Raw genomic sequence first — 26,765 nt, 5'->3', positions numbered from 1 at the left:
TCACTTCAGCCTGCTCGACGCCAGGATCGACACGAGGTGCAGGAGCGTCTGGAGCAGCGCGATGCCAGCCAGCACCGCGACCATGAGACGGCTGAAGAACAGATCGTCCCGGACCGCGTCGAGGACGGCCGCCACCAGGATGACCAGGGACGCCTCGACGCCGAGGATGAGCCGGTGGAACTTGAGCGCGCCGGCGGCCCGGCGGGCGAACGCCATTCCGGACGAGCGCGGCTCCGAAGCGGCCTCCTTGACCGGCGGCAGCCCGCCCTGGTGGCGCGCGACGCCCACGAGGTCGGTCTCGGCCTTGATCAGGATGGCGCCGAGGGCCGCGAGCGTACCGAGGAAGGCCCAGAGCCAGTCGATCCGTCCGCTGCCCCACAGGTCGGCGGCGCGCAGGCCGAAGCCGACCAGCACGGCCGCGTCGCAGAGGTACGCGCCGACCCGGTCCAGGTAGACCCCGCCCAGCGAGAACTGCTTCTTCCAGCGGGCCACCTCGCCGTCGACACAGTCGAGCAGCAGGTAGAGCTGGACGGCGAGCACTCCGAGGAGCGCGCCGGGGATGCCGGGAACGAGCAGGGCCGGTGCGGCGAGCACACCCGCGACCGTCATCACGTAGGTCAGCTGGTTGGGCGTGACCCTGGTGTTCACCAGGTGCCGGTCGATGCGCAGCGAGATCTCGCGCATGTAGAGCCGACCCGCCCAGTGCTCACCGCTGCGCCGGTCCTTCACGCCCGGCGGGTGTACGACCGGACGGAGTTCAGCTATGGATGGCTTTTGCATAGTCGGCGTACGCGTCCCTGATCTGGTCGGTGGACAGGTTGAGGTGTTCCAGGATCGTGAAGCGCCCCGGACGGGTCTGCGGGGCGTAGTCGACGGCCTGGACGAACTCGTCGGCGGTGAAACCGATCTCTTCGGGCACGACCGGCAGCCCGTGGCGGCGCAGGGTGGCCACCATGTGCAGCGACTCCTCGCGGGCGCCGCGCAGATGCATGGCGAAGCAGGCGCCGAGGCCGACCTGCTCACCGTGGCTGGCCGCGCGCTTGGGGTACAGCAGGTCGAAGGCGTGGTTGATCTCGTGGCAGGCGCCGGAGGCCGGCCGGGAGTCCGCGGCGACGGACATCGAGATCCCGGTGAGCACCAGGCCCTCGGCCAGCACCTTGAGGAAGGCGTCGTCGCCGATCCCGCCGGGGTGGCGCAGCACGGCCTCGCCCGCCTGCCGGGCCATGGCCGCCGCGAGTCCGTCGATCTCCTCGCCGTTGATCTCGTGGGCGAGCTCCCAGTCGGCCACGCAGGAGATGTTGGAGACCGCGTCACCGATGCCGGAGCGCACGAAGCGGGCCGGTGCCTGGCGGACGATGTCGAGGTCGATGACCACGGCGATCGGGGTGGGTACTCCGTAGGAGCCCCGGCCGTTGTCGTTGTCGAGCGTCGCGACCGGCGAGCAGAGGCCGTCGTGGGCGAGGTTCGTCGCCACCGCGACCATGGGCAGCCCGACCCGCGCCGCGGCGTACTTCGCCACGTCGACGATCTTGCCGCCGCCGAGGCCGACCACGGCGTCGTACCGGTTGCCCCTGATGTCGTCGGCCAGCTTGACCGCCGAGTCGAGGGTGCCGTCCGTCACGGGGTACCAGTGGGCTCCGGGCAGCGCGGGCGTCAGCCGCTCGCGCAGGGCGCGCCCCGAGCCGTCGCTTATCGCGACGGCGAGCTTGCCGGAGGCGGAGATCCGCTGGTCGGCCAGGAGACCGGCCAGATCGTCCAGGGCGCCGCGACGGATGTCGACGACGACCGGGGACGGGATGAGCCGGGTCAGTACTGGCACGCGATCTCACGGCCCTTCGCGAGGTCGTCGTGGTTGTCGATCTCCACCCACGTGACTTCGCCGATGGGGGCCACGTCGACGGTGAAGCCGCGGTTCACGAGCTCCTGGTAGCCGTCCTCGTAGTAGAGGTCGGGGTCGCGCTCGAAGGTTGTCTTCAGGGCGTCCGCGAGCTCCTCGGCGGCCTCGGGCTCGATGAGGGTGACACCGATGTACTCACCGGTCGCGGTGGCCGGGTCCATCAGCTTGGTGATGCGCCGCACACCCTTGCCGTCCTCGGTGATGACCTTCATCTCCTCGTCGGCGAGGTTCTTCACCGTGTCGAGGGCGAGGATGATCCTCCGCCCCTCGCCGCGGGCGGCGAGCAGGGTCTTCTCGACGGAGGCCGGGTGGACGGTGTCGCCGTTGGCCAGGATGACGCCGCGCTTGAGCACCTCGCGGGCGCACCACAGGGAGTAGGCGTTGTTCCACTCCTCGGCCTTGTCGTTGTCGATCAGGGTGAGGGTCACGCCGTACTTGGCCTCGAACTCGGCCTTGCGGTCGTACACGGCTTCCTTGCGGTAGCCGACGACGACGGCGACCTCGGTGAGGCCTATCTCCGCGAAGTTGGCCAGCGTGAGGTCCAGCACCGTCTTCTCGCCGTCGACAGGCACGAGGGCCTTCGGAAGCGTGTCGGTGTAGGGGCGCAGACGCCGTCCAGCACCGGCTGCCAGTACGAGGCCGATCATGCGGGTTCTCCTTCGTCGTGAACGGCGGGTGCTCCGGAGGACACCCAGAAGCGGATGGACTCCACGAGCACCACCAGTGCCACCGCCACCGCGAGGGTGGTGAGCGCCACGGTGAAAGCCGAGTGCTGAGTGAATACGGCGGCCAGTACGGTCACCACCAGGGTGCGGCCCTCGTGCCCACCGATCGTGCGTACCAGCCACTGGGGCGGCGCGCCGGTGCCGCCGCGAATGCGGTACACCGTGTCGTAGTGATGGTAGGCGACCGCCGAGACCAGCCCGAAGGCCGCGGGAAGGGCTCCCGGGACATCGCTGCGGGCCGCGAGGATCAGGACGGTGCAGTACTCGGCCGCCCTGAATATCGGGGGCACGAGCCAGTCGAGTGCGCCCTTGAGCGGGCGGGCCACCGCCACGCCGGAGCAGATCGCGTAGAAGACCGCGGCGAAGATCATCTGCCTGCTGCCGAAGGGCTGCTGCAGGGCGGCGGCAATCAGTGCTCCGGCGCCGACGAGTGCGATCACCGGGGCGCTCCAGGTGCCCGGGATCCGGGGGCCGTGGGCCGCGACGAGCTGGGCGACCGGGCCGGAGTCGGCGAGGTCCGCGAGGGCCTGAGCGGCCCGGTCGGTGCGCTCGGCCTTGCGGGTCAGCGAGCGCAGCAGCCGGCCGGCGGTGGTGTAGCAGGCGGCGAAGGCGCAGCCGATGAGCAGGGCGTAGAAGACGATCCGGGGGGTGGTCACCGCGGTCAGTACCGCGATCATCGCCCAGCGCTCACCGATCGGCAGCACTATCATCCGGCGCGCCCAGACGGTCCAGCCGACGCTGTCGAGCCGGTCGGAGAGTGCCGCCGTGGGGCTGGAATTGGCCACCGCGTCGTGGTTGGCCTCGTTGAACGAGAAGTCGATGACGTGCCGGCAGGCCTGGAGCACCATCGCGCCGAGGGCGAGTGCCCATACGTCGTCGCCGCCGCGGGCGGCACCGAGCGCGAGGCCCGCGTAGTAGGCGTACTCCTTGGCCCGGTCGAAGGTCGCGTCCAGCCAGGCGCCCATCGTCGAGTACTGCAGGGAGTAGCGGGCGAGCTGCCCGTCGGTGCAGTCCAGGACGAAGGAGAACAGCAACAGCAGTCCGGCCGCGACGTAGCCGCCGCGGGTGCCGGTCGCCGCGCTGCCGGCCGCGATCAGCGCGGTCAGCAGGGACGCGGTGGTGACCTGGTTCGGTGTGAGGCCGCGGCGGGCGCACCAGCGGGCGAGGTAGCGGGAGTAGGGGCTGATGAAGAACGTGGTGAAGAAGCCGTCGTGGGCCTTCACCGCGCTGCGCAGCCGCACCGCCTCGTCGTCGACCGAGGCGAGGGCGCTCTCCGCCTCGGCGCGCGCGGATGCGTCCGTCGGCACGGCGGCGACCAGCGAGCCCAGCTCGGGGCGCTGTACGGAGGTGCCCCCGGCGTCCATGGTGACGGCGAGACGGCCCGGCACGGTGCGGTCGGTGACCGGTGCGGTGGGCGTACCCGTGGGGACGCCGGCGCCGACGGCCCCGGCCGTGGTTTCCAGGGCCCGGACGAGCGCGGGTCGTACCTCCGGCTGCGCGGTGAGCGCGCCGGGCACGGTGGCGGCGGGGAAGCGCGGGTCGGTCAGTCCTAGCCGCAAGGCGTGGACATGGCCGACGAAACGGGGGTCGACCAGTGCGACCCGGCGGTCGGCGGGGACGGCCGAGAGCAGCCGTGCGGCCTCGGTCGCATCGGCGGCGACCTGTACGTCGAAGCCCAGCGACCGCAGGTCGTCCGCGAGCGACGACCCGGGTACCGGTGCACCGGTGAGGATGGCGGTCGACAGACGAACTCACTCCTTGGTGCTGACGGGATCGGCGCGCGACAGTGCGGCCCGGATGCGGGCCGGCGGCACGTCGGCAGAGGCTATCGGATGAACGGAAGCGCGAGTTCACTGACCGTTTGCGCTCTGTTCCGGGTGGACCGGCATCATCCCGACGCCGTCCGCGATCATCATCGTCGATCGCCGCCTCGCCTGACAAAACGCGACCGTGCGGCCCTGGCCCGGCCGGCCGCGCCACCTCACTGACCTGCAAGCATTTCCGCAGGTCAGGGCATATGACAACGGTGTTCAGTGCCGTGTTGCCGGATACCCCCCACCCGTAGTTCACTGGCATTGCCCGGGCCGACCGCGTCCGGGACCGAGCAACGATCGGGAGGCGTTCCCCATGGGGGCAGGGCACGACCACGGGCACACACACGGCGGTCCGCCGCCCACCGGCACGGCAGCCGCCGCGTACCGGGGTCGGTTGCGGATCGCGCTCGGCATCACACTCACCGTGATGGTCGTGGAGATCGTCGGCGGGGTGCTCGCCGACTCGCTCGCGCTGATCGCCGACGCGGCCCACATGGCGACCGACGCCCTCGGCCTGGGCATGGCGCTGCTGGCGATCCACTTCGCCAACCGGCCGGCCGGGGTGAACCGCACCTTCGGCTACGCCCGCGCCGAGATCCTCGCCGCGCTGGCCAACTGTCTGCTGCTGCTCGGCGTGGGCGGCTTCCTGCTCTTCGAGGCCGTGGAGCGGTTCATCACCCCGGCCGAGACCAGGGGCGGGCTGACGATCGCGTTCGCCCTGGTCGGCATGGCCGCCAACATAGTCTCGCTGTCGCTGCTGATGCGCGGACAGAAGGACAGCCTCAATGTGCGCGGCGCCTACCTGGAGGTGCTCGCGGACACGCTCGGCTCGTTCGCGGTGCTGGTCTCGGCGGGGATCATCCTGGCCACCGGCTGGCAGGCCGCCGACCCGATCGCCTCGCTGGTCATCGGCCTGATGATCGTCCCCCGTACCGTGAAACTGCTCAGGGAGACGCTCAACGTGCTGCTGGAGTCGGCGCCCAAGGGGGTCGACATGGGAGAGGTGCGGGCCCACATCACCGCCCTGCCCGGGGTGCTGGACGTGCACGACCTGCACGCCTGGACGATCACCTCGGGGATGCCGGTGCTCTCCGCCCATGTGGTGGTGCGCCAGGACATGCTCGACTCGATCGGCCACGAGAAGCTCCTCCATGAGCTGCAGGGCTGCCTCGGCGTCCATTTCGACGTGGAGCACTGCACCTTCCAGCTGGAGCCGAGCGGCCATGCCGAGCACGAGGCCAGGCTCTGCCACTGACCGGCCCCCGGTCCCCGTCCGACGGCCCATGTAAGGTATTCGCAGAGGCGTTCGGCCTCCCCCATGTGCGAGAGAGGAGCTGAGGTTGATGACCGTCGCGACGGCGCCCGCCCGGCGCAGCATCCGGTCCTTCCTCATCTCCCGGGTTCTCGGCTAGCGCCTCGACTCCCATCGGGTCGACCCGCTGGCCGGAGCCCTCGTACACCAAGGGTTCCCACGTTGACCGACAACGATCACGCCGTCCGTTCCGAGGCGTTCTTCTCCCTGCACCACAACCTGCCCCGGCAGAGCCCCGGCTCCGATGCCACCACCCGGCGGCTGCTGGAGCTCACCGGCCCGTTGCCGCGGCGGCCGCGCGTCCTGGACCTGGGCTGCGGGCCCGGCCGCGCCGCGCTGCTCCTCGCCGCGGAGGCGGGTGCCGAGGTGACCGCCGTCGACCTCCACCGGCCGTTCCTCGACGAACTGCGCGAGGCGGCCGGGGCCCGCGGGCTCGGCGACCGTATCCGTACGGTCCGGGCCGACATGGCGGAGCTGACCGGCCCCGGCTTTCCCGACGGGTCCTTCGACCTCGTCTGGGCCGAGGGGTCGGCGTACATCATCGGTTTCGACACCGCGCTCCGTGACTGGCAGCGGCTGCTCGCCCCGGGCGGCTCCCTCGTCGTCACCGAGTGCGTCTGGACGACGGACGCGCCGACGGCCGAGGCGCGCGCCTTCTGGGAGCAGGAGACGTCGATGCGCCCCGTGGCGGGCAACACCGCGGCGGCCGTCGCGGCCGGCTACCACGTCCTCGGGGCGCTGGTGCAGCCCGACAGCGACTGGGACGAGTACTACGTCCCGCTCGCCGAGCGCGTGGCGAGCGCCGACGCGTCCGCCCCCGGCATGGCGTGGGCGCTCGCGGCGACCCGCGAGGAGCTGGCCATGCGGCGCGACCACGGCACGGAGTACGGCTACGCCGGCTATGTGCTGCGCCCCGCCGACCCCCGCTGGACGACCCGGCCGGAGACGACGGCGGACGCGGCGGCCGTCCACGCGGTCAACGCCGCGGCGTTCCCGACGCCGGACGAGGCCGATCTCGTCGACGCGCTGCGCGCCGATCCGGCTGCCTGGCTGCCCGGCCTCGGCCGGGTGGCGACGGACGGACCGGACGGGGACATCGCGGCGTACGCCCTGCTGACCCGGTGCCGGGTCGGGGGCGCGCCGGCGCTCGCGCTGGCCCCGGTGGCGACCGTCCCCGGACACCAGCGCCGGGGGGCGGGACAGGCCGCGGTGCGGGCGGTGCTCGACGCGGCACGGCTGCGCGGCGAGTCACTCGTCCTGGTACTCGGTCATCCCGAGTACTACCCGAGGTTCGGTTTCGTCCCGGCGTCGCGGTACGGGATCCGGCCGGGCTTCGACGTCCCGGACGAGGCGATGATGGCCCTGGTGCTGGACGAGTCCGCGCCGGTGCCGCAGGGCACGATCCGTTACCCGGCCGCCTTCGGCGTCTGACGCACCGTCCGGTCCCGCCGCGCCCCGCGGTGCGGCGGGACCGGACATGCCAGACCCCGAGGTGCGGACAAGCGGCTTTTGTACGGCAGACTTGACGGGAATCGACGGGACCGGCGCACCGGGCCGGGACCATAGCGAAGGATGGGTATGCCGACCACACCAGCCACCGCGGCGCACAGCTCGTCGAACGGCACAGCAGAAGCGATCATGCTCGAACTGGTCGATGAGGACGGCACCACCATCGGTACGGCGGAGAAGCTCGCCGCCCATCAGCCGCCCGGTCAGCTGCACCGCGCCTTCTCCGTGTTCCTCTTCGACGAGCAGGGCAGGCTGCTGCTCCAGCGCCGCGCGCTCGGCAAGTACCACTCCCCCGGTGTCTGGTCGAACACCTGCTGCGGCCACCCCTACCCCGGTGAGGCCCCCTTCGCCGCCGCCGCCCGGCGTACGTACGAGGAGCTCGGCGTCTCGCCCTCCCTGCTGGCCGAGGCGGGCACGGTCCGCTACAACCACCCGGACCCGGCCTCGGGCCTGGTGGAGCAGGAGTTCAACCACCTCTTCGTGGGCATGGCGCAGGACCGGCTGGACCCGGACCCGGAGGAGGTCGGCGAGACCGCGTTCGTGACGGCCGAGGAGCTTGCCGAGCGGCATGCCCGCTCGCCGTTCTCGGCCTGGTTCATGACGGTGCTGGACGCCGCGCGCCCGGCGATCCGGGAGCTGACCGGGCCGTCCGCCGGCTGGTGACGGACGAACGGCACCGGGTACGCCGTCGGGTGCGGGCGGTCAGGGCCGGAAATTCAGCGGCAGCGCCGCCCAGATGATCTTTCCGCCGCCTGCGGTGTGCTCCACATCGCAGGCCCCGCCCGCTTCCCGGGTGATCTCCCGGACCAGCAGCAGCCCGCGCCCGCCGGTCTGCGCGTAGTCCGTCTCCAGGGCCGTCGGCCGGTAGGGGTGGTTGTCCTCGACGGACACCCTGATCCACTCCTCGCCGACAGCCACCTCGACGGCGAGCTCCGGCGAGAGCAGCGCGGCGTGCTTCACCGCGTTGGTGACCAGCTCGGAGACGATGAGCAACAGCCCCTCGGCGACCTCGTCGTCCAGCGGCACACCCTGGCGTTTCAGCAGATCGCGCACCGCGTGCCGGGCCTGCGGTACGGATACGTCCACGGCCGGAGCGGTGAACCGCCAGACTCCCTCGTACGGGACCGGCCGGGCAGGAACACTCCCGCGGCTCTCCATAGTCCGGTACCCGCTCTCCACTCGGTGGTGACTGCACGTCGAAGTACAGAGTGCGGGGCGTAGTCGGCCCGGGCCGTGCCACTGACCATAAGTCGACTTCTATCGGCGGCTTTTGACCGGACAGAGCATCAATGGCTCAGCCTTTGGACCGTTTCTGCTCGTTTCCTCGGGGTTGGTCGGTCAGCTCGCCGGTCACCCTCTGTTCCGAAACCATCGAGACGATGCGACGGCCGCCCACCCCCATGGCGATCAGGCCGAGCCCGTCGAAGAGCAGCGCCAGCGAGAAGAAGAGACCCAGTACGTAGAGACTGCTGTGCGGCCAGTCGAAGAGCACCAGCAGCCCCAGAAGCAGGCCGAAGGCTCCTTGCAGCAGCGTCCAGCCGAACTGCGGGCCGCGCACCACGACGCTGCCCACCAGGCGGAACACCCCGCCGGTCAGGAAGAGCAGCGCGGCGAACATGGTCAGCGCCTCGGCGGTGCCGTGCGGGTGGCGGATGACGACGACCCCGGCGGCGATGTTCAGCGCGGCCACCACGACGCCCAGCCAGAAGTAGTCGCTGCCGCGGGAGTCGATGGCGTGCAGCAGCCCGACGATGCCGCCGAGCAGCAGCAGCCAGCCGAACAGGAGCATCGAGGTCAGCGTCGCGACGCCGGTGTAGACGAGACCGACCAGGCCGGCCACGAGGAGCAGGGCGCCGAGCAGGGCGAGCCAGCCGAAGCTGCGGCTCAGTCTCCTGCCCTCGGTTGCGGGATCTGCCACGGGAAGCTCCTCACGGTGCGTACCTGGTCCCGGACCCCTTCTTGATCATAGGTTCGAACCGTACGGATAGCATCCGGCACATGGAGCGTACGGAACCCGGGCTGAAGCACGCCGTCGCGGACGGCGTCGCCACCGTCGTCATCAGCAATCCCGCCAAACGCAACGCGATGACGGCCGCGATGTGGGGCGCGCTGCCCGTTCTGCTGGAACGGCTGGCGGCCGACCCCGGGGTCCGGGTGCTGGTGCTGACGGGCGCCGGGGACACCTTCTGCGCCGGGGCGGACATCTCCTCGCTCCGGGATCCGGCGGGTGATCCGCAGGCGCTCGCGGTGGCGGCCGAGGAGTCGCTGGCCGCGTTCCCCAGGCCGACACTCGCGGCGATCCGGGGCTACTGCGTGGGCGGTGGCAGTCAGCTGGCGGCCGCCTGCGACCTGCGGTTCGCGGAGGAGGGCGCCTCCTTCGGGGTCACCCCGGCCAAGCTCGGCATCGTGTACGCCGCGTCGTCGACGCGGCGTCTGGTGGCGCTGACCGGCCCGGCCACGGCGAAGCACCTGCTGTTCTCCGGAGAGCTGATCGACACCGCGCGGGCGCTGCGCACCGGCCTGGTCGACGAGGTGCTGCCGGCCGGCGGGCTGGACAAGCGGGTCGAGGCGTACGCGCGGACTCTGACGGCCCGCTCGCAACTGACGCAGGCGGCGGCGAAGGAGTTCGCCGACGGCCGCGAGGACCGGGACGCGTACTGGGCCCGGCAGGCGCGCGGCAGCGGCGACACCGCCGAGGGTGTCGCCGCCTTCCTGGAGCGGCGCACACCGCGGTTCACCTGGACGACCGGGGCCTGACCGCCCGCGCCCTACCGGAGGAGGTGGTGGCGCTGGGCACGGAACTTCTCCACCATGGCCGCCGGGGCCTTCTCCGGCGAGCCCGCGTCGTACGGCGGCTGCGGGTCGTACTCGGTCAGCAGCTGTACGGCCAGGGCGTGCTCGTCGCCCGCGATCCGGCCGGCCAGGGTGAGCCCCATGTCGATGCCGGAGGAGACGCCGGCCGCGGTGACGTACTTGCCGTCGATGACGACGCGCTCACCGGTCGGCTCGGCGCCGAACTCCGTCAGCACGTCCAGCATGAGCCAGTGCGAGGTGGCCCGTCGCCCGGTGAGCAGTCCGGCCGCCGCGAGCAGCAGCGAGCCGGTGCAGACGGAGGTGGTCCAGGTGCTGGTGGCATCGGCGGCGCGCAGCCAGCCGAGCAGCGCCTCGTTCTCCATCTGGTCGCGCTGGCCGGGGCCTCCCGGCACGACCACCACGTCCGGTGCCGGTACGTCGGCGAAGGTCTTGTCGGCGACGAGCGTGAGGCTGTCGGTGTCGTTGCGTACGGGGCCGGTCCGCTCGGCGACGAACACGGTCTCGGCGCCGGGGGTGCGGGCGAGCATTTCGTACGGGCCCACCGCGTCGAGTGCGGTGAAGCGGTCGAAGAGGACGATGGCGATCTGCATGGGTTCCCTTTCGCGGTCGAGCGGCCAGCGGCCGAGTGGCCGAGTGGTCAGGTCGTGGAGCGTCGATCGGTGGCGGGGTGGGTGCGGAAGCGGCGGCGGTATTCGGCGGGGGCGGTGCCCAGGGCCTTGACGAACGCGCGGCGCATGGCCTCCGGGGTGCCGTAGCCGCAGGCGCGTGAGATGCCGGTGACACCGTCGGTGGTGTCCTCCAGCAGCCTGCGGGCCTGTTCCAGGCGTACGCGGTCGACGTAACGGCCGGGCGTGAGGCCCGTCTCGGCCTGGAAGGCGCGGGCGAAATGCCGGGGCGAGAGTCGGGCGCGGGCGGCGAGCGCCTCGACGCAGAGGTCCTCGCCGGGGTTCTCGGTGATCCAGTGCTGGACCTCGCGCAGCGGTTCGCGCCGGGCGGTCTGGGCGACGAGCTGGGCGCTGAACTGGGCCTGATTGCCCGGCCTGCGGAGGAAGACCACGAGGTGTCTGGCGACGGTGAGCGCGATGTCCCTGCCGTGGTCCTCCTCCACGAGCGCGAGGGCGAGGTCGATTCCGGCGGTGACTCCGGCGGAGGTGGCCAGCCTGCCGTCGCGTACGAAGATCGGGTCCGGGTCGACCTCGACGGCCGGGTGGTTGCGGGCGAGGTGCTCGCAGACCGTCCAGTGCGTGGTCACCCGGTGTCCGTCCAGCAGTCCGGCCCCGGCGAGCAGCAGCGCGCCGGTGCAGACGGAGACGAGCCGTTCGGCGTGCGGAGCGTGCTCGCGCAGCCAGTCGACGAGCGCCGGGTCGGGGTCGCGGGTGCCCTCGCCGCCGGGGACGAGGAGGGTGTGGGGCGGTTCGGCGTCGGCGAGGCTGCTGTCCGGGACGAGGACGAGGCCGCTGCAGGTACGGACCGGGGCACCGTCGAGCGAGGCGGTGCGCAGTCCGTACCCGGACCCGGGGAAACGGGAGGCCCCGGCGAAGACCTCCACCGGCCCGGTGACATCGAGGCTCTGGACGCCGTCGTAGAGGACGACGAGTACGGATCGCTGCGTCATGACCGCCATCCTGGTGGGCCCGGATCATGGCCGCAATGACGAAGAACCCACCTTTTCTGCCATCGCGCGAACCTTGCGATTCAGTGCCGCCCCGGGGTTACCGGGCGTACCGACCAGTCGGTAATGTGCCCGCATGAGTACTCTGCCGCCGCGCGCCGGACGCCGCTGCCACAACGCCATCAACCCGCTGCACTCGACGGTCTATTTCTCCCCCGACCTCGGCAAGGAACTCGGGGAGCTCGGCATCGACGACCCGAACGCCGCCTACTTCGCCGCGCGTTCGGCGGCGATGGGTGCCGTCGGTCCGGGCACCGTCACGGCGGCGTTCTACAACTTCAACCACGACCTGGTCGCCCGGCATCTGCCCGCCGTGTGGTCCGTCGCCGCACCGCAGGCGGTGCTGGACGCCCGGCTGCGCGCCGCCGACACCACCCTGCGGCGACTGCTGGGCGAGGAGGTCATCGCCTCCCCGGAGCTGGCCGAGGCGGCCGGACTGGCGCTGCGCGCCGCCGGGGGATGCACCCGACACGCCCGGCCGCTCTACGCCGCCCACGCCGATCTCCGGGTGCCCGAGGAGCCGCATCTGGCGTACTGGCACGCCGGCACGCTGCTGCGGGAGCACCGCGGCGACGGCCATCTCGCCGCGCTCCTGACCGCCGGGCTCGATCCGCTGGAGGCGCTGGTCAGCCACACGGCGACCGGCAAGGGGATGTCCCCGCGCTGGGTGCTCACCACCCGCGGCTGGCAGCGCGACGACTGGGACGCGGCGCGCGAGCGGCTGCGCGGACGCGGACTCCTGGACGCCGAGGGCGAGTTGACGGAGGCGGGCATCGCGCTCCGGGCGGAGCTGGAGGAGGCCACGGACCGGATGGACGCGGCCCCCTACGAGCACCTGGGCGCGGAGGGTGTGGAGCGGCTGACCGAGCTGGCACGCGGGTTCCTGTTCACGGCGGCGTCGGCGGGCGCGTTCCCGGCCGATCTGATGGGCAAGGACTGATCCGCCGGCCGGCCCGGTCCGCGGGCGGGGCCCCGGGGGTGGCCGGGCGACACGGCGCCCGGCCACCCGGCACAATGCAGGCCAAGGGGCCCCGCCCCGGCAAGCACAGCCAGTAGAGCCAGTACGAGAAGGCGAGTCGGTAGAACCGTGACGACGTCCATCGAAGGCAGGATCGCCGAGGAGCTCGGCGTACGCGAGCGGCAGGTGAAGGCGGCCGTCGAGCTGCTCGACGGCGGGTCGACCGTGCCGTTCATCGCGCGCTACCGCAAGGAAGCGACCGAGATGCTCGACGACGCGCAGCTGCGCACGTTGGAGGAGCGGCTGCGGTATCTGCGGGAGCTGGAGGACCGCCGGGCGGCGATCCTCGACTCGGTGCGCGAGCAGGGCAAGCTGGACGAGGCGCTGGAGGCGCAGATCCGGGCCGCCGACACCAAGGCGCGCCTGGAGGACATCTATCTGCCGTTCAAGCCCAAGCGGCGCACAAAGGCGCAGATCGCCCGGGAGGCGGGGCTCGAACCGCTCGCCGACGCCCTGCTCGGTGATCCGTCGGTGGACCCGCTCGCCGCTGCCGCCGCCTTCGTGGACGCCGACAAGGGCGTCGCGGACGGCGCCGCCGCGCTGGAGGGGGCCCGTGCCGTCCTCACCGAGCGGTTCTCCGAGGACGCCGATCTGATCGGTGAGCTGCGCGAGCGGATGTGGTCGCGCGGACGGCTGGCCGCCAAGGTGCGGGACGGCAAGGAGGAGGCGGGCGCGAAGTTCGCCGACTACTTCGACTTCGCCGAGCCGTTCACCGCGCTGCCCTCGCACCGGGTGCTCGCGATGCTCCGGGGCGAGAAGGAGGACGTGCTCGACCTGGTCCTGGAGCCGGAGGAGCCCTCCGAGACCCCGGGGCCGTCCACGTACGAGAACATGGTCGCCCGGCGCTTCGGCGTGGCCGACCGCGGCCGCCCCGGCGACAAGTGGCTCGGCGACACCGTGCGCTGGGCGTGGCGGACCAGGATCCTGGTGCACCTGGGCATCGATCTGCGGCTGCGGCTGCGCACCGCGGCCGAGGACGAGGCGGTACGCGTCTTCGCGTCGAACCTGCGCGATCTGCTGCTCGCCGCACCGGCCGGGACGCGCGCCACGCTGGGGCTGGACCCCGGCTTCCGTACCGGTGTGAAGGTCGCCGTCGTCGACGCGACCGGCAAGGTCGTCGCGACGGACGTCATTCATCCGCATGTCCCGGCGAACAAGTGGGACCAGTCGCTGGCCGCACTGGAGCGGCTGGCGAAGGCCCACGACGTCGACCTGATCGCGATCGGCAACGGCACGGCGTCCCGCGAGACCGACAAGCTCGCCGGTGAACTCATCGACAAGCACCCGGAGTTGAAGCTCACCAAGGTGGTGGTCTCCGAGGCCGGCGCTTCGGTGTATTCGGCGTCGGCCTTCGCCTCGCAGGAACTCCCCGACATGGACGTGTCGTTGCGCGGGGCCGTCTCCATCGCGCGGCGGCTGCAGGATCCGCTCGCCGAGCTGGTGAAGATCGACCCGAAGTCGATCGGGGTCGGCCAGTACCAGCACGACCTGTCCGAGGTGAAGCTGTCGCGCTCGCTGGACGCGGTCGTCGAGGACTGTGTGAACGGTGTCGGTGTCGACGTCAACACCGCGTCCGCGCCGCTGCTTTCGCGGGTTTCGGGGATCGGCTCGGGGCTCGCCGAGAACATCGTCGCGCACCGCGACACGAACGGCCCCTTCCGGTCGCGCCGGGCGCTGAAGGACGTGGCGCGGCTGGGCCCGAAGGCGTACGAGCAGTGCGCGGGCTTCCTGCGGATCCGGGGCGACGATCCGCTGGACGCGTCGAGTGTCCACCCGGAGGCGTATCCGGTGGTGCGGTCGATGGTGAAGCGGACCGGCGGCGATGTCGCGTCGCTGATCGGCAACACCGGTGTGCTGCGGTCGCTGCGGGCCGACGACTTCGTGGACGAGAAGTTCGGTCTGCCGACGGTCACCGACATCCTGAAGGAGCTGGAGAAGCCGGGGCGCGACCCGCGGCCCGCGTTCAGGACGGCCACCTTCAAGGAGGGCGTCGAGAAGATCGGTGACCTCGCGTCCGGCATGGTGCTGGAGGGCGTGGTCACCAATGTCGCCGCGTTCGGCGCGTTCGTGGACATCGGTGTGCACCAGGACGGCCTGGTGCACGTGTCGGCGATGTCGCGGACGTTCGTGAAGGACCCGAGGGATGTCGTGAAGCCGGGCGACATCGTGAAGGTCAAGGTCATGGATGTCGATGTGCCGCGGAAGCGGATCTCGTTGACACTGCGGCTGGACGACGAGGCGGCGGCCGGTGCGGGCGCCCAGGGCGGCGGCCAGCGGCGCGAGCGCGGTGAGCGCGGCGGCCAGGGCGGCCGGCCGCCGAGGCAGCGCCAGGGACAGGGCGGCCAGGGACAGGGCGGCCAGGACCGGCGCGGCGGAGGCTCCGCCCGTCAGGCACCCGCGCCGGTGAACAGCGCGATGGCGGACGCACTGCGGCGGGCCGGACTGACGGACCCGAACCAGGGCGGCAGGAAGCGGTAGCGGTACCCGGGCGGGGAGGGGCGAGCCTGTGACGGCCCCTCCCCGCCCTTCTCTTCACGAATTTGGTGAATACGTCCCGGATCACGGTCCGCCGAGTACACCCCGGATCATGAACCGGCACCCTCTTCGCGTCGCCATCCCCCGCTCTCGCGCCCCGGGCGTGCCAGTACCGCCCGCGCGACCGGGACAGGTGATGGCTGGTCCGGGCTGCCGGGCACCGGGCCGCCGCCGACGGCCCGGTGCGCGGCTCAGAGCTCCGTGACCCGTCCCGCCGCCACCTCGACCCGCCGGGTCGTGCGTACCGCTTCCAGCATGCGCCGGTCGTGCGTGACCAGCAGCAGCGTTCCGGTGTACGAATCGAGGGCCGACTCCAGCTGCTCGATCGCGGGCAGATCGAGGTGGTTCGTGGGCTCGTCGAGCACCAGGAGGTTGACGCCCCGGCCCTGGAGCAGGGCGAGTGCCGCCCGGGTGCGTTCGCCCGGGGAGAGCGTCGTGGCGGGGCGCATCACATGGTTGGCGCGCAGGCCGAACTTGGCGAGCAGGGTGCGCACTTCGGCCGGTTCGGTGTCCGGTACGGCGGCACAGAACGCCTCCAGCAGCGACTCCGAGCCATGGAAGAGCTTGCGTGCCTGGTCGACCTCGCCGACCACCACGCCCGAGCCGAGCGTCGCATGGCCGGAGTCCAGCGGCAGACGGCCGAGCAGCGCGGCGAGCAGGGTGGACTTGCCCGCTCCGTTGGCGCCGGTGATGGCGACCCGGTCCGCCCAGTCGATCTGCAGCGACGCCGGACCGAAGGCGAAGTCCCCCCGTACGGCCTGCGCTTCGCGCAGGGTGGCCACGACCGAGCCGGAGCGGGGCGCGGCGGCGATCTCCATCCGCAGTTCCCATTCCTTGCGCGGTTCCTCGACGACATCGAGCCGTTCGATCATGCGCTGGGTCTGCCGGGCCTTCGCGGCCTGCTTCTCGCTCGACTCGCTGCGGAACTTGCGGCCGAGCTTGTCGGAGTCGGTGGCCTTGCGGCGGGCGTTCTTGACGCCCTTGTCCATCCAGGAGCGCTGCATCTGGGCGCGCCCTTCGAGGGCGGAGCGCTTGTCGGCGTACTCCTCGAACTCCTCGCGGGCGTGGCTGCGGGCGCGTTCGCGCTCCTCCAGATAGGCCGCGTAGCCACCGCCGTACAGATTGATCTGCTGCTGGGCGAGGTCCAGTTCGAGGACCCTGGTGACCGTGCGCATCAGGAATTCGCGGTCGTGGCTGATGACCACGGTGCCCGCGCGGAGCCCGGAGACGTAGCGTTCCAGCCGTTCCAGGCCGTCCAGGTCGAGGTCGTTGGTGGGCTCGTCGAGCAGGAAGACGTCGTAGCGGGAGAGCAGCAGGGAGGCCAGGCCCGCGCGGGCGGCCTGGCCGCCGGAGAGCGCGGTCATCGGCAGGTCGAGGCCGACGGTCAGTCCCAGCTCGGCGGCGACCTCGTCGGCGCGCTCGTCCAGGTCCGCGCCGCCGAGGGCCAGCCAGCGCTCCAGCGTCTCGGAGTACGCGTCGTCCGCACCCGGTGCCCCGTCGACGAGGCCCTGCGTGGCGGCGTCCATCGCGGCCTGGGCCTCGGCGACGCCGGTGCGGCGGGCCAGGAATTCCCGCACCGTCTCGCCGGCCCGCCGTTCCGGCTCCTGCGGGAGGTGGCCGACGGTGGCGGTGGGCGGGGAGAGCCGCAGCTCGCCCTCCTCCGGCCGGTCGAGCCCGGCGAGCAGCCGGAGCAGGGAAGATTTTCCGGCGCCGTTGACTCCGACGAGACCGATCACGTCACCGGGCGCGACGACGAGGTCGAGTCCGGCGAAGAGTGTGCGGTCGCCGTGTCCGGCGGCGAGGTCCTTGGCGACGAGGGTGGCAGTCATCAGGGTGTCGATCCTAATCGGCGCCGGGAGCCGAGCCGCCCGGCCGGTCGCGCTCCGGGCGGGCGGCGGGCGTCCTCAGCCGTCGCGCGTCGGGTCCGCCGGGCCGGCGGGGTCCGGGCCGGGTCCGTGGCCCTCGTGGAGCCCGGTGGTGATCCGGCTGCCGCCCGGACCGATCCGGATCTCGAAGTCACCGGCGTACTTCGCGTGCCCTTCGATGACCGCGGATTCGACGGCTTCCACACCGAATTCGCGCCGGACGATCAGCGGGTCCTGGCGCAGGTCCCGCATCAGCGCCACGCACATGCCGATCATGACGACGGTGAACGGCGCGGCGACCAGGATCGTGAGGTTCTGGAGTCCGGCGAGCGCGTCGCCCTTGCCGTTGCCGATGAGCAGCATGATCGCGGCCACGGCTCCGGTGACCACGCCCCAGAAGACGACGACCCACTTGGCGGGTTCGAGGATGCCCTTCTGGGAGAGCGTGCCCATCACGATGGAGGCGGCGTCGGCGCCCGAGACGAAGAAGATGCCGACCAGGATCATCACCAGCAGGCTCATCACGGTGGCGATCGGGAACTGCTGGAGCACACCGAAGAGCTGTGCCTCCTGGGTGACGGCGTTGCCGAGCTTTCCCGCCTCCTGGAGGTTGATCGCCGTGCCGCCGAAGACCGCGAACCACACCAGGCTGACGGTGCTGGGCACCAGGATGACGCCGCCGATGAACTGGCGGATCGTCCGGCCGCGGCTGATCCGGGCGATGAACATGCCGACGAAGGGCGTCCAGGAGATCCACCAGGCCCAGTAGAAGACGGTCCAGTTGCCGAGCCACTCGGCGACGTCGCCCTTGCCGGTCGCCTCGGTGCGTCCGGCGAGCTGGGCCAGATTGCCGAAGTAGGCGGCGATCGAGGTGGGCAGCAGGTCGAGCACGATGATGGTGGGGCCGGCGACGAAGACGAAGACGGCGAGGACCAGGGCGAGCACCATATTGGTGTTGGAGAGCCACTGGATGCCCTTCTCCACACCGGAGATCGCCGAGGCGACGAAGGCCACGGTCAGCACGGCGATGATCAGCACCAGCAGTCCGGTGCCGGTCGTCTCCTTCCAGTGCAGTTCGTGGAAGCCGCTGCCGATCTGGAGGGCGCCGAGGCCCAGGGAGGCGGCGGAGCCGAAGAGCGTCGCGAAGATGGCGAGGATGTCGATCAGCCGGCCGAGACCGCCGTGGGCGTGCCGGGCTCCGATGAGCGGCTCGAAGACGGCGCTGATCGTCTGCCTGCGGCGGCGGCGGAAGGTGCTGTACGCGATGGCCAGACCGACCACGGCGTAGATGGCCCAGGGATGGAGCGTCCAGTGGAAGAGGGTGGTGGCCATCGCCGTCTGCATCGCCTCGGAGGCGTCGGCGGGGTGGGTGCCGGGCGGCGGGCTGGTGAAGTGCGCGAGCGGCTCACTGACCCCGTAGAACATCAGGCCGATGCCCATGCCCGCGCTGAACATCATGGCGACCCAGGACACGGTCCGGAATTCGGGCTCCTCGCCCTCCTGGCCCAGCGCGATCTTGCCGTAACGGCTGACGGCGAGCCAGAGCGCGAAGACCACGAAGCCGGACGCGGCGAGCATGAAGGCCCAACCACCGTTGTGGATCAGCCCGTTGAGCATGGAACTGGAGATGTCCTCCAGCGAGTCGGTGGCGGTGGATCCCCAGACCACGAAGGCGAGGGTGAGCACGGCGGTGACGCCGAACACCACCCGGTCCGTCGTGGGGTGCCGGTTCTGGGCCGGGTCGCCGGGGAGGTCCGCCGTCACCGACAGTTCCCCCCGGCCGCCCGTTCTCTGTTCGTCCTGCGACACGGATGGCACCTTTCACGGAAGCAATGATTTCGCTCTCCGTAGGCAGTACCACACGTAGCGCCCACCTCCCGGGACCAACAAGCGGTACCGGTCCGCCGGCCGCGAAGGCCCCTGCGCGAAGGGGCCTTCGCGGCCGGACGAGGCGTTACGCGTGATCGCCGCCCGGGACTCGGGCGGCGGGGCGCGGCGGTGTGACGCCGGGCACGTCGGCGGTCCTGGGGCTGTCCGGCACGGCCGCGGAGCCCGTGGTGGCGCGGACGAAGGCGCCGGTGCCGCCGACGAACGGCAGCTTCGCGAAGGTGTGGGCCAGGTCGAGAGTGAGGGTGGGGGTGGAGTCCGGCGGGTCGATGAGGTCGCGGTCGGTGCCGGCGACGATCAGGGCGAGGCGGTGTCCGGCCGGGACGACATGGTCGGTGGCGGCCAGGTCGATGGTGAGGGTGACGGCCCTGCCGGGAGTCAGCGGGCGGCCCTTGCGCGCGTCGGCGTACGTGCCCAGGTCGGCCCAGCCCCGGCTGACCACGGTCCGGTCGACGGCGGCGGCGTTGGCCCTGGTCTCCTTGAAGCAGGAACTGTCCCCCGCGGTGCTCGCGCCCCAGCAACTGCGTTCGGTGAGGGTGGTGATGCCCTCGCCGGACGAGCCGTAGTCACGGATGGTGTCGGGGCCGATGTCCACGAGGACCGCGGAGAGATGGGCGGTCGTCGTGTTCGGGGTGGCGGTGACGGTGACTTCGGAGGAGCCGGAGAGCCGCAGGCCGGTGGTGAGCGGTGCGGTGCGGAAGCCGGCCTTGGCGCCGGTGGTGCGGTCCAGGTCCGCGGCCCACTCCGTCTCGCCCTGCGCCGGATCGTCGGTGAACGTCTCGGTGGCGCCGGGGCGGGCGGGCTTCAGGGCCAGGGTGCCGACGCCCGGCGCGTTCCCGGTGCCGGGGCGCACGGTGGTGGCGTGGGTGGTACGGGGCGGCCAGACCCGGTCGGTGGACCACTGGTCGGGGTGACGTTCGATGTCGGCCATCGGCTCACGGTCGATGCCGTTGTCGTAGCCGAGCAGGTAGTGGTCGAACCAGCGGTGCAGTGTGTCGACCCATTCGGCGCGCCGGTAGTCGAACGGGTCGACGTGGCCGGTCTGGGAGAGCCAGATCTTGCGCTCCACGCCCCGGTCCGCGAGCGCGTCCCACCACTGGCCGAGGTGCTTGGTCCGGACGTTGAGGTCCTGCATGCCGTGTACGGCGAAGACGCTGGCGCGGACCTTGCGGGCGTCCTTCACGTAGTCGCGCCCGGTCCACAGCCCCGTCCAGTCGCCGGTGCGCGGGGCGCCGTCGACGAGCCGCTGCTGGACGGCGGCGCAGCGGCCGCGCGCCTCGGGGCTCTCCACGTAGCCGGAGAGCCAGTCGGGGCCGCTGCCGTACAGCGGTGCGCCCTGGGCGAAGTAGTAGTCGTACCAGGAGGAGATGGCGCCGATCGGCACGATGGTCCGCAGCCCGTCGACACCGGTCGCCGCGACACCGTTGGCGACGGTCCCGTCGTAGCTCTTGCCGATCATCCCGGTGCGGCCGTTCGACCAGCCGGCCGAGGCGCGGGCGGAGCCGGTGCGGGTGGTGTAGCCGCGGGCGCGGCCGTTGAGCCAGTCGATGACGGCCTTGGCGGACTGCACGTCCGAGCGGCCGCCGACGTCCACACAGCCGTCGGACCGGTTGGTTCCGGCCAGATCGACGGCGACGAAGGCGTAACCGCGCGGCACGAAGTAGTTGTCGTAGTGGAGCGGGAACTGTACCGGCCGGCCGTCGGCGTCGTACGTCTTGAGCTGGCTCTCGTTGCCCCGCCCGCAGCAGGAGTAGTACGGGCTGGCATCCATGATCACGGGGATCTTCCGGCCCTGCCGGGCGGGCTCGCGCGGCCGGACGATGTCGGCGGCGACACGGTCGCTCCGCCCGTCCCCGTCGCCGTCCAGTCCGGTGTCGACCCAGACCGATTCGCGGACGGCGTCCCCGTACGAGTAGACGGGCCTGCTCTCCGGCGGCCGGGCCTTCCCCGGGCTCGCGCCCTGGGCGCCGGCCGGTGAGAGCAGGACGGCCGTCAGGGCGGCGACGGCCGCCACCACCAGCGATCGGTAACTCGAACGGGGGCCTCGCGCACGAATCGGCATGGGCGGAAGGTACCCCGGTCAACTCCTCCGCGACAGAGGGCGATCAGCGAGATGAATGGCATGATCGTGGCGCAAATCCGGCGGGCCGGAGTGGCGGCCGAATGGCGATCGTGTGACAGCTGTGGCCATGGACACGACTGTTGCGGCAGTCGCTGAATAGTGTCGACGTGACGGTTCGAAAGATCATTCGCCCCGACGACTTGGAGCATTCCGTGCACCGCAGATTCATCGTCCCGAGCGCAATCGCGGCCTCCCTGCTGCTGGCGGTCCCGGCCTCGGCCGCCGAAGGCACCGTGGGCGCCCCGGGCATCGGCGACCCCTACTACCCGGCCAGTGGTAACGGCGGCTACGACGTGTCCCACTACGACCTGCGGCTGAAGTACCAGCCCGCCACCGATCTGCTGGAGGGCACGGCGACCATCCTCGCCACGACCACCCAGGAACTCTCCCGTTTCAACCTGGACTTCGGGCTGGACGTCTCCGAGGTGCGGGTCAACGGCAAGAAGGCCGGCCATGTGAAGAACGGCGAGCAGGAGCTGGAGATCACCCCGGCGGCCCCGCTGGCGAAGGGCAGGGCCGTCTCGGTGGTCGTGCGGTACGCGGGGAAGCCCTCCGAGGTGAAGATCAACGGCTGGACGTCCTGGGTCCGAACCCCGGACGGCGCGGTGGCCGCCCAGGAGCCGGAGTCGGCCGCCTGGTGGTACCCGAGCAACGACCACCCGCTGGACAAGGCGACGTACGACATCTCGGTCTCCGTCCCGGACGGCACCCAGGCGATCAGCAACGGCACGCTCCAGTCCCAGAGTTCGAAGCTCGGCTGGACCCGCTTCAACTGGCGCTCCGCCCAGCCGCAGGCGACCTATCTGACGACGCTGGCAATCGGGAAGTTCGACATCACCACGGACACCACCTCGGACGGGCTGCCGGTCCTCAACGCCTACAGCAAGGACCTGGGCGCCAACGCCGGTGCGGCCCGCGCCAGCATCGAGCGGACCACCGAGGTCGCCGAGTGGCTGACCGGTGTCTTCGGGCCGTACCCCTTCGACGCGCTCGGCGGCTACTCCCCCAATGTGACCAGCGGCTTCGCCCTGGAGACCCAGACCAGGCCGTTCTACAGCCCCAAGCAGTTCGCGGGCGGCGCCAATGTCTCGGTCGTCGTCCATGAGCTGGCGCACCAGTGGTACGGCGACAGCGTGTCCCTCAAGGGCTGGAAGGACATCTGGATCAACGAGGGCTTCGCCCGCTACAGCCAGTGGCTGTGGTCGGAGAAGGAGGGCGAGGGAACCGCGCAGGAACTGGCGGACTACACCTACGCCCTGCACCCGGCCGACGACCCCTTCTGGTCGGTGAAGCCGGGCGACCCGGGCCCCGACAACCAGTTCGACGCGGCCGTCTACGACCGGGGCGCGACGGCGCTCCAGGCGCTGCGCAACGAGCTGGGCGACGAGACGTTCTTCGCGCTGCTGAAGGGCTGGCCCGCCGAGCACGCACACGGCAACGCGAGCGTGAGCGACTTCGTGACATACGCGGAGCGGGTCTCGGGCAAGCCGCTCGCCGCCCTCTTCGACGCCTGGCTGTTCCGGCCGGAGCGGCCCGGGGCCCCGGCGGCGGCCGGCACGCACGCCCTGCACGCCGCCGGGCAGCCGGCCCGCCCCGCCTCCTGGAAGAAGATCGCGGCGACGAACTCCGTGCACGACCACCGCTGACCGGGACGCCGACCTGGTCCGGACACCGTCGCCCCTCCTCCTCCACGTGGGGCGACGGTGGCCCGGCGGCGGTCCGGCGGCGCCGGTTAGGCTGATGGCGTCGGTGCTGTCCGGCCGGCCCCGGCCGATTCCGGCCCGATCCCGCGTGTACGAGGAGCGTCCCTTGCCCGGTCCGTCCCACGGCCCCGCCGCCGATGCCCGCCCCACCCTGGAAGCGGTGGCGGCCCGTTCCGGGGTCTCCCGGGCGACGGTCTCCCGGGTGGTGAACGGCGGGGCCGGGGTGCGCAAGCCGCTGGCCGACCGGGTGCGCAAGGCGGTCGAGGAGCTCGGCTACGTACCGAACCACGCGGCCCGGACCCTGGTCACCCGGCGCAACGGCGCGGTCGCCGTGATCATCGACGAGCCGGAGTTCCGGATCTTCTCCGACCCGTTCTTCTCCCAGCAGATCCGTGGCATCAGCCGCGAACTCACCCTGCACGACTCCCAGTTGGTCCTGCTCCTGGTGGAGGGCAGCGGGGACTTCGACCGGGTCGCCCGCTATCTGGCCGGTGGCCATGTGGACGGTGTGCTGGCCTTCTCACTGCACACCGACGACGAACTCCCCGCGATCATCCGCAGGTTCCGGGTGCCCACCGTGTACGGCGGCCGTCCGGGCCTGCCGGGCGCCGCGTGCGAACTGGCCGTCCCGTACGTCGACTGCGACAACCGGGGCGGCGCGGCCGCAGCCGTACGCCATCTCGTCGCCCTGGGGCGGCGGCGGATCGCGCACATCGCCGGACCGCCCGACCAGACCTCGGCCCTGGACCGGGTGGACGGCTACCGCGACGTGCTGCCCGACAACGACCCGACGCTGCTCGTGGAAGGTGACTTCACCATCGAGGGCGGCGCGCGGGCGATGGCGGAACTGCTCGACCGCCACCCCGGCCTGGACGCGGTCTTCGCCGCCAACGACCTGATGGCCTCGGGCGCCCTGCGGGTGCTGCGCGAGCGCGGCCGCGGTGTGCCGGACGAGGTGGCCCTGGTCGGCTTCGACGACATGGTGTCGATAGCCGAGGCCACCGAGCCGCCGCTGACGACGGTCCGTCAGGACGTCGAGGGCATGGGCCGGTTGATGGTGCGGATGCTGATGAGCCGGCTCGACGGCGAGGCCGGGGGCGACGAGCGGGATTCGGTGATCACACCGACCGAGCTGGTGCGCCGGGCCTCCGCGTGATCCCGCGGTGGGCCGCCCGTGCCCGGCGCGCGTAGGGGAGATAGCGCAGCCGCTCGGGGAGCACCGGCACCACGCGTCGCACCACCCCGCTGAAGCGCCGCAGTCTGCGCTCCTGCCGGTCCGTCCACTCCAGCCCGATGGCCTCGCGTGCGTCCGGCGGCATCAGCCCGATGGTGACGAAGCGCCGGAACCGGGCCAACGGCGGGAACAGCACCGGCCACAGCGCCTTCAGCAGCAGCCTGAGCGGCAGCGGTCCGCGGTCCGGCGGCGGGACGGGGCGGTCGACGGCGACCAGGTCCTCGACGACCGCGGTCGCCTCGATCTCGTCGGCGAGCACCTTCCGGTAGTACGGCCAGAACTCCTCGATCGTCTGCGGCATGTCCCGGTCGTGGATGCCGAGGATCCTGCCGACCTGGAGCCATTCCCGGTACAGGGCGCGTTCCTGTGCCGGGGTGAGCGGCCGGACGAGATAGCGGGCGGCGTGCTGGTAGACCGGGAAGCCCGTGGCGTGCACCCACGCGTAGTTGGCGGGCGACAGCGCGTGATAGCGGCGCCCCCGGGTGTCGGTGCCCTGGATGGTGCGGTGCAGGGCCCGCAGCCTGCGCCCCTCCTCGGCCGCCGCCTCGCCCCCGTACACCCAGAGCTGGAGCGAGCGCAGGGACCTCTCGCCGCGTCCCCAGGGGTCCGTGCGGAAGACGGAGTGTTCGTCGACCCCGGCGCCGACCGCCGGGTGTGCCACCTGGAGGGTGAGCGCGGCGGGCAGCATCAGCAGGGCCCGGATGTCGCCGGAGAGGCTCCAGAGCACACCGCCGGGCGGGGGCGGTGCGGGGGTGCCGTCTCTGGCCGGATCGCTGGTCATGCGGTGCTCCGAATGCGGCGGGCGTACGGGCGGATGCCCGGCCCCTGTGTGATCCAGTATGCGATCGCCGCCGGACCGGTGCCCCGCACCCCCGGCAGGGGCGCCCACCGGAATCCGGACGCTGTTGGTTAATTCGCCCCGCCGAGTTTCGACTCGGCGGGGCGAAGCCGTGCGAAGTGGCTGGTTCGGGTGTGGGCCCGGGGTGTTTCGGTGAGGTGGGCGTCGATGCGGGCGAGGTTGATGGCGGCGCCGGTGAGCTGGTGCTGGAGGCTGGTTTTGGCCAGGCCCTGGTAGCGGGATCTGCGCAGGCCGCAACGCCGGACGCCTTGGGAGATGGTGCCCTCGGCCCCGGCGCGGATCTTGTAGCGGTCCTTCCAGGCGTCGGTGTGCTGTTCGGCCCGGGCGGCCTGGAGAGCGGCGTACTCCTCGCGGGGCTGGAGGGTGAGCTCGCGGCGTTCGGAGTTCGGGGAGCTGGTGCAGACACGCAGGTCGGGGCAGGCGCGGCAGTCGGCGGGGCTGAACCGGACCCGGATGACGGCCAGGCCGCTTCGCGAGTGGCGGGGGTGCCACTGGGGGCTGGTGATCCCGTTCGGGCAGGTGGCCTGCCGACGGTCCCGGTCGAGGGTGAACGCGTCCCGCTGGAACAGAATGTTCTTTTGAGGGCTGGTGTCGGTGGCCAGTGGGCCGTGCAGTGCGACGCCGTGGTCGCGGTGGGCCGCGAGTACCTGTGCGGCGTTGGGGTGGCCGGCGTCGGCCCAGTGTTCGCCGGGCAGGCAGTCCCGTTCGGCGAGGGAGGCGTGGATCGGGCCGGCCATCACGCTGTCCGGGACGGTGGCGTCGGTGGTGGCCACGTTTGTCATCAGGTTCGGGGTGTCCGGCTCGCAGGTCTCGGTGAGATGCGTCTTGTATCCGTCCCACAGGATGTCGCGTTTCTTGCTGCCCCTCGCCTCGGGGTCATAGGGCGTGACCAGGCGCGTCGCGCCCGGTGGGCGGTCTTTTGGGTCCCGCCGCCGCACCTCGCCCCCGGTCAGGTGGAAGTGCTGAACCCACATCTGCCGCAGGATCTGGACCTGCTCCAGCTCCCGCAGTCCGGCCGGTGCCTGGAGCGAGAGGACAGCCTCAAGCAGTCGCGTCCCGTCCGTCCCGATCCGCTGGCCAACCTCCTCGCGTTTGGTGTGAGCCCTGGGGAACCGGGAGTCCTCGGCCTGGGTGGCGTAGTGCCTGAACCAGTCCGGCCCGGCGATCTCCACCAGCCAGTCGGGGGCAGCCTGCGCGAGCGCGTTCAACGCCGAACGGAGCGTCTCCGCCACCATCTCCAGCCAGCACAGTTCCCGTGCCGCGGACTGCACATGCGTGGAGTCGGTCCGGACCCGACCGGCCGTCCTCAGCAGTCCCTTCTCCCGGGCCGCGGCCAGGATGCCGTCCAGCACCATCCGCCCGGCGTCCGCTTCGATGAGGCGATCCCTGAACTCCGACAACACCGAGAAGTCGAAGCCCGGATCAGCCAGTTCCAGCGCGAGGGCGTATTTGAAGTCGATCCTTGCCCGCACCGCCTCGGCGGCCTGCCGGTCGGTGAGCCCCTAGACGAACTGCAACACCAGCACCAATGCCGGCCGCCCCGGTGACCAGGCGGGTTTCCCCCGCGCCCGGAACAGACCCGCGAACTCCTCGTCGGTGAACAACGGACCCAACTCGTCCCGCACCCGGATCGCCAGGCTCCCCTTCGGGAACGCGGCCTGCGCCACCCGCACCGTCTCCACCGGAATCTCCGCCGGCCCGCTCGGTTGCATAGACATCGACACCCACCCCATACGACACCTCGGCTCCCAAGACCACAACCGGGTCTTGGGAGCCGACGTCACGCACGGGCCCGAATT

20 protein-coding genes and 1 pseudogene are annotated in these 26,765 nt (G+C 71.6%); 8 read left to right on the top strand and 13 right to left on the bottom strand.

Annotated features, from left to right (window positions below):
- From ABZ622_RS21550 to ABZ622_RS21535, 4 genes are read right to left on the bottom strand one after another with little or no spacing between them, the layout of a single operon-like run.
- Entirely contained in the window at positions 1-780 is a 780-nt protein-coding gene (locus tag ABZ622_RS21550; RefSeq protein WP_124720638.1) for a CDP-alcohol phosphatidyltransferase family protein, read from the bottom strand.
- Entirely contained in the window at positions 758-1,819 is a 1,062-nt protein-coding gene (locus ABZ622_RS21545; RefSeq protein WP_360545427.1) for an iron-containing alcohol dehydrogenase family protein, read from the bottom strand. Before ABZ622_RS21545 ends, ABZ622_RS21550 begins: the two co-directional genes overlap by 23 nt.
- A complete protein-coding gene (locus ABZ622_RS21540; RefSeq protein ID WP_360545425.1) occupies positions 1,807-2,544 on the bottom strand; it encodes a phosphocholine cytidylyltransferase family protein in 738 nt (245 codons plus the stop codon). The genes ABZ622_RS21545 and ABZ622_RS21540 overlap by 13 nt, the downstream gene beginning before the upstream one ends.
- Positions 2,541-4,367, bottom strand: a complete 1,827-nt coding sequence (locus tag ABZ622_RS21535; protein ID WP_360545453.1) for a DUF5941 domain-containing protein — start codon at positions 4,365-4,367, stop codon at positions 2,541-2,543. Before ABZ622_RS21535 ends, ABZ622_RS21540 begins: the two co-directional genes overlap by 4 nt.
- 382 nt (positions 4,368-4,749) lie before the next feature.
- On the opposite strand from ABZ622_RS21535, the gene ABZ622_RS21530 reads away from it, so the two are divergent.
- The 3 genes from ABZ622_RS21530 (at position 4,750) to idi (ending at position 7,920) form a co-directional block, all read left to right on the top strand.
- Positions 4,750-5,691 (top strand): cation diffusion facilitator family transporter, encoded by a 942-nt coding sequence (locus ABZ622_RS21530; protein WP_360545423.1) that lies wholly within the window; start codon positions 4,750-4,752, stop codon positions 5,689-5,691.
- Between the two features lie 219 nt (positions 5,692-5,910).
- Entirely contained in the window at positions 5,911-7,179 is a 1,269-nt protein-coding gene (locus ABZ622_RS21525; RefSeq protein WP_360545421.1) for a bifunctional class I SAM-dependent methyltransferase/N-acetyltransferase, read from the top strand.
- Positions 7,180-7,326: 147 nt separating this feature from the next.
- A complete protein-coding gene (gene idi / locus ABZ622_RS21520) occupies positions 7,327-7,920 on the top strand; it encodes an isopentenyl-diphosphate Delta-isomerase (RefSeq protein ID WP_360545419.1) in 594 nt (197 codons plus the stop codon).
- A 39-nt stretch (positions 7,921-7,959) separates the two neighbouring features.
- Here the strand turns inward: idi and ABZ622_RS21515 are convergent, their stop codons facing one another.
- Both ABZ622_RS21515 and ABZ622_RS21510 read right to left on the bottom strand, forming a co-directional pair.
- Positions 7,960-8,415, bottom strand: a complete 456-nt coding sequence (locus tag ABZ622_RS21515; RefSeq protein ID WP_360545417.1) for an ATP-binding protein — start codon at positions 8,413-8,415, stop codon at positions 7,960-7,962.
- 136 nt (positions 8,416-8,551) lie between these two features.
- Positions 8,552-9,175 carry a DUF308 domain-containing protein gene (locus ABZ622_RS21510; RefSeq protein WP_360545415.1) on the bottom strand — a complete coding sequence of 208 codons (624 nt, stop codon included), beginning with the start codon at positions 9,173-9,175 and terminating at the stop codon, positions 8,552-8,554.
- Positions 9,176-9,255: 80 nt separating this feature from the next.
- Between ABZ622_RS21510 and ABZ622_RS21505 the strand changes: the two genes are divergently transcribed.
- Positions 9,256-10,014 (top strand): enoyl-CoA hydratase-related protein, encoded by a 759-nt coding sequence (locus ABZ622_RS21505; RefSeq protein ID WP_360545413.1) that lies wholly within the window; start codon positions 9,256-9,258, stop codon positions 10,012-10,014.
- 11 nt (positions 10,015-10,025) lie between these two features.
- On the opposite strand, the gene ABZ622_RS21500 is transcribed toward ABZ622_RS21505, so the two are convergent.
- The gene (locus tag ABZ622_RS21500) at positions 10,026-10,661 is read right to left on the bottom strand and encodes a DJ-1/PfpI family protein (RefSeq protein WP_360545411.1); all 636 of its coding nucleotides are present in this window, start codon (positions 10,659-10,661) and stop codon (positions 10,026-10,028) included.
- 47 nt (positions 10,662-10,708) lie between these two features.
- The gene (locus tag ABZ622_RS21495; RefSeq protein ID WP_360545409.1) at positions 10,709-11,686 is read right to left on the bottom strand and encodes a GlxA family transcriptional regulator; all 978 of its coding nucleotides are present in this window, start codon (positions 11,684-11,686) and stop codon (positions 10,709-10,711) included.
- A gap of 133 nt (positions 11,687-11,819) precedes the next feature.
- On the opposite strand from ABZ622_RS21495, the gene ABZ622_RS21490 reads away from it, so the two are divergent.
- Together ABZ622_RS21490 and ABZ622_RS21485 are read left to right on the top strand one after the other, a co-directional pair.
- Entirely contained in the window at positions 11,820-12,683 is an 864-nt protein-coding gene (locus ABZ622_RS21490; RefSeq protein WP_360545407.1) for a hypothetical protein, read from the top strand.
- A gap of 147 nt (positions 12,684-12,830) precedes the next feature.
- Complete coding sequence (locus tag ABZ622_RS21485; RefSeq protein ID WP_360545405.1) at positions 12,831-15,239, top strand: Tex family protein; 2,409 nt, start codon at positions 12,831-12,833, stop codon at positions 15,237-15,239.
- A gap of 248 nt (positions 15,240-15,487) precedes the next feature.
- On the opposite strand, the gene ABZ622_RS21480 is transcribed toward ABZ622_RS21485, so the two are convergent.
- The 3 genes from ABZ622_RS21480 to ABZ622_RS21470 form a co-directional block, all read right to left on the bottom strand.
- A complete protein-coding gene (locus tag ABZ622_RS21480) occupies positions 15,488-17,125 on the bottom strand; it encodes an ABC-F family ATP-binding cassette domain-containing protein (RefSeq protein ID WP_360545403.1) in 1,638 nt (545 codons plus the stop codon).
- A gap of 75 nt (positions 17,126-17,200) precedes the next feature.
- The gene (locus tag ABZ622_RS21475; protein ID WP_360545401.1) at positions 17,201-18,970 is read right to left on the bottom strand and encodes a BCCT family transporter; all 1,770 of its coding nucleotides are present in this window, start codon (positions 18,968-18,970) and stop codon (positions 17,201-17,203) included.
- Between the two features lie 145 nt (positions 18,971-19,115).
- A complete protein-coding gene (locus tag ABZ622_RS21470) occupies positions 19,116-21,110 on the bottom strand; it encodes a Xaa-Pro dipeptidyl-peptidase (protein ID WP_360545399.1) in 1,995 nt (664 codons plus the stop codon).
- Between the two features lie 212 nt (positions 21,111-21,322).
- On the opposite strand from ABZ622_RS21470, the gene ABZ622_RS21465 reads away from it, so the two are divergent.
- Together ABZ622_RS21465 and ABZ622_RS21460 are read left to right on the top strand one after the other, a co-directional pair.
- Positions 21,323-22,816 (top strand): M1 family metallopeptidase, encoded by a 1,494-nt coding sequence (locus ABZ622_RS21465; protein ID WP_360545397.1) that lies wholly within the window; start codon positions 21,323-21,325, stop codon positions 22,814-22,816.
- A gap of 163 nt (positions 22,817-22,979) precedes the next feature.
- Positions 22,980-24,029, top strand: coding sequence for a LacI family DNA-binding transcriptional regulator (locus ABZ622_RS21460; protein ID WP_360545395.1), 1,050 nt, complete (start codon positions 22,980-22,982; stop codon positions 24,027-24,029).
- On the opposite strand, the gene ABZ622_RS21455 is transcribed toward ABZ622_RS21460, so the two are convergent.
- Together ABZ622_RS21455 and ABZ622_RS21450 are read right to left on the bottom strand one after the other, a co-directional pair.
- Positions 23,992-24,888 (bottom strand): oxygenase MpaB family protein, encoded by an 897-nt coding sequence (locus tag ABZ622_RS21455; protein ID WP_266909796.1) that lies wholly within the window; start codon positions 24,886-24,888, stop codon positions 23,992-23,994. The two genes, ABZ622_RS21460 and ABZ622_RS21455, sit on opposite strands and share 38 nt — an antisense overlap.
- Positions 24,889-25,016: 128 nt before the next feature.
- Positions 25,017-26,684, bottom strand: a pseudogene (locus ABZ622_RS21450) (IS1182 family transposase).
- Between the last annotated feature and the right edge of the window lie 81 nt (positions 26,685-26,765).

It is taken from the genome of Streptomyces sp. NPDC007164, assembly GCF_040634135.1.
In the GTDB taxonomy this organism is placed as follows: domain Bacteria; phylum Actinomycetota; class Actinomycetes; order Streptomycetales; family Streptomycetaceae; genus Streptomyces; species Streptomyces sanglieri.
The sequence above is the reverse complement of the archived record's forward strand: the minus strand, read 5'-3'. Positions and strand labels throughout refer to the sequence as shown.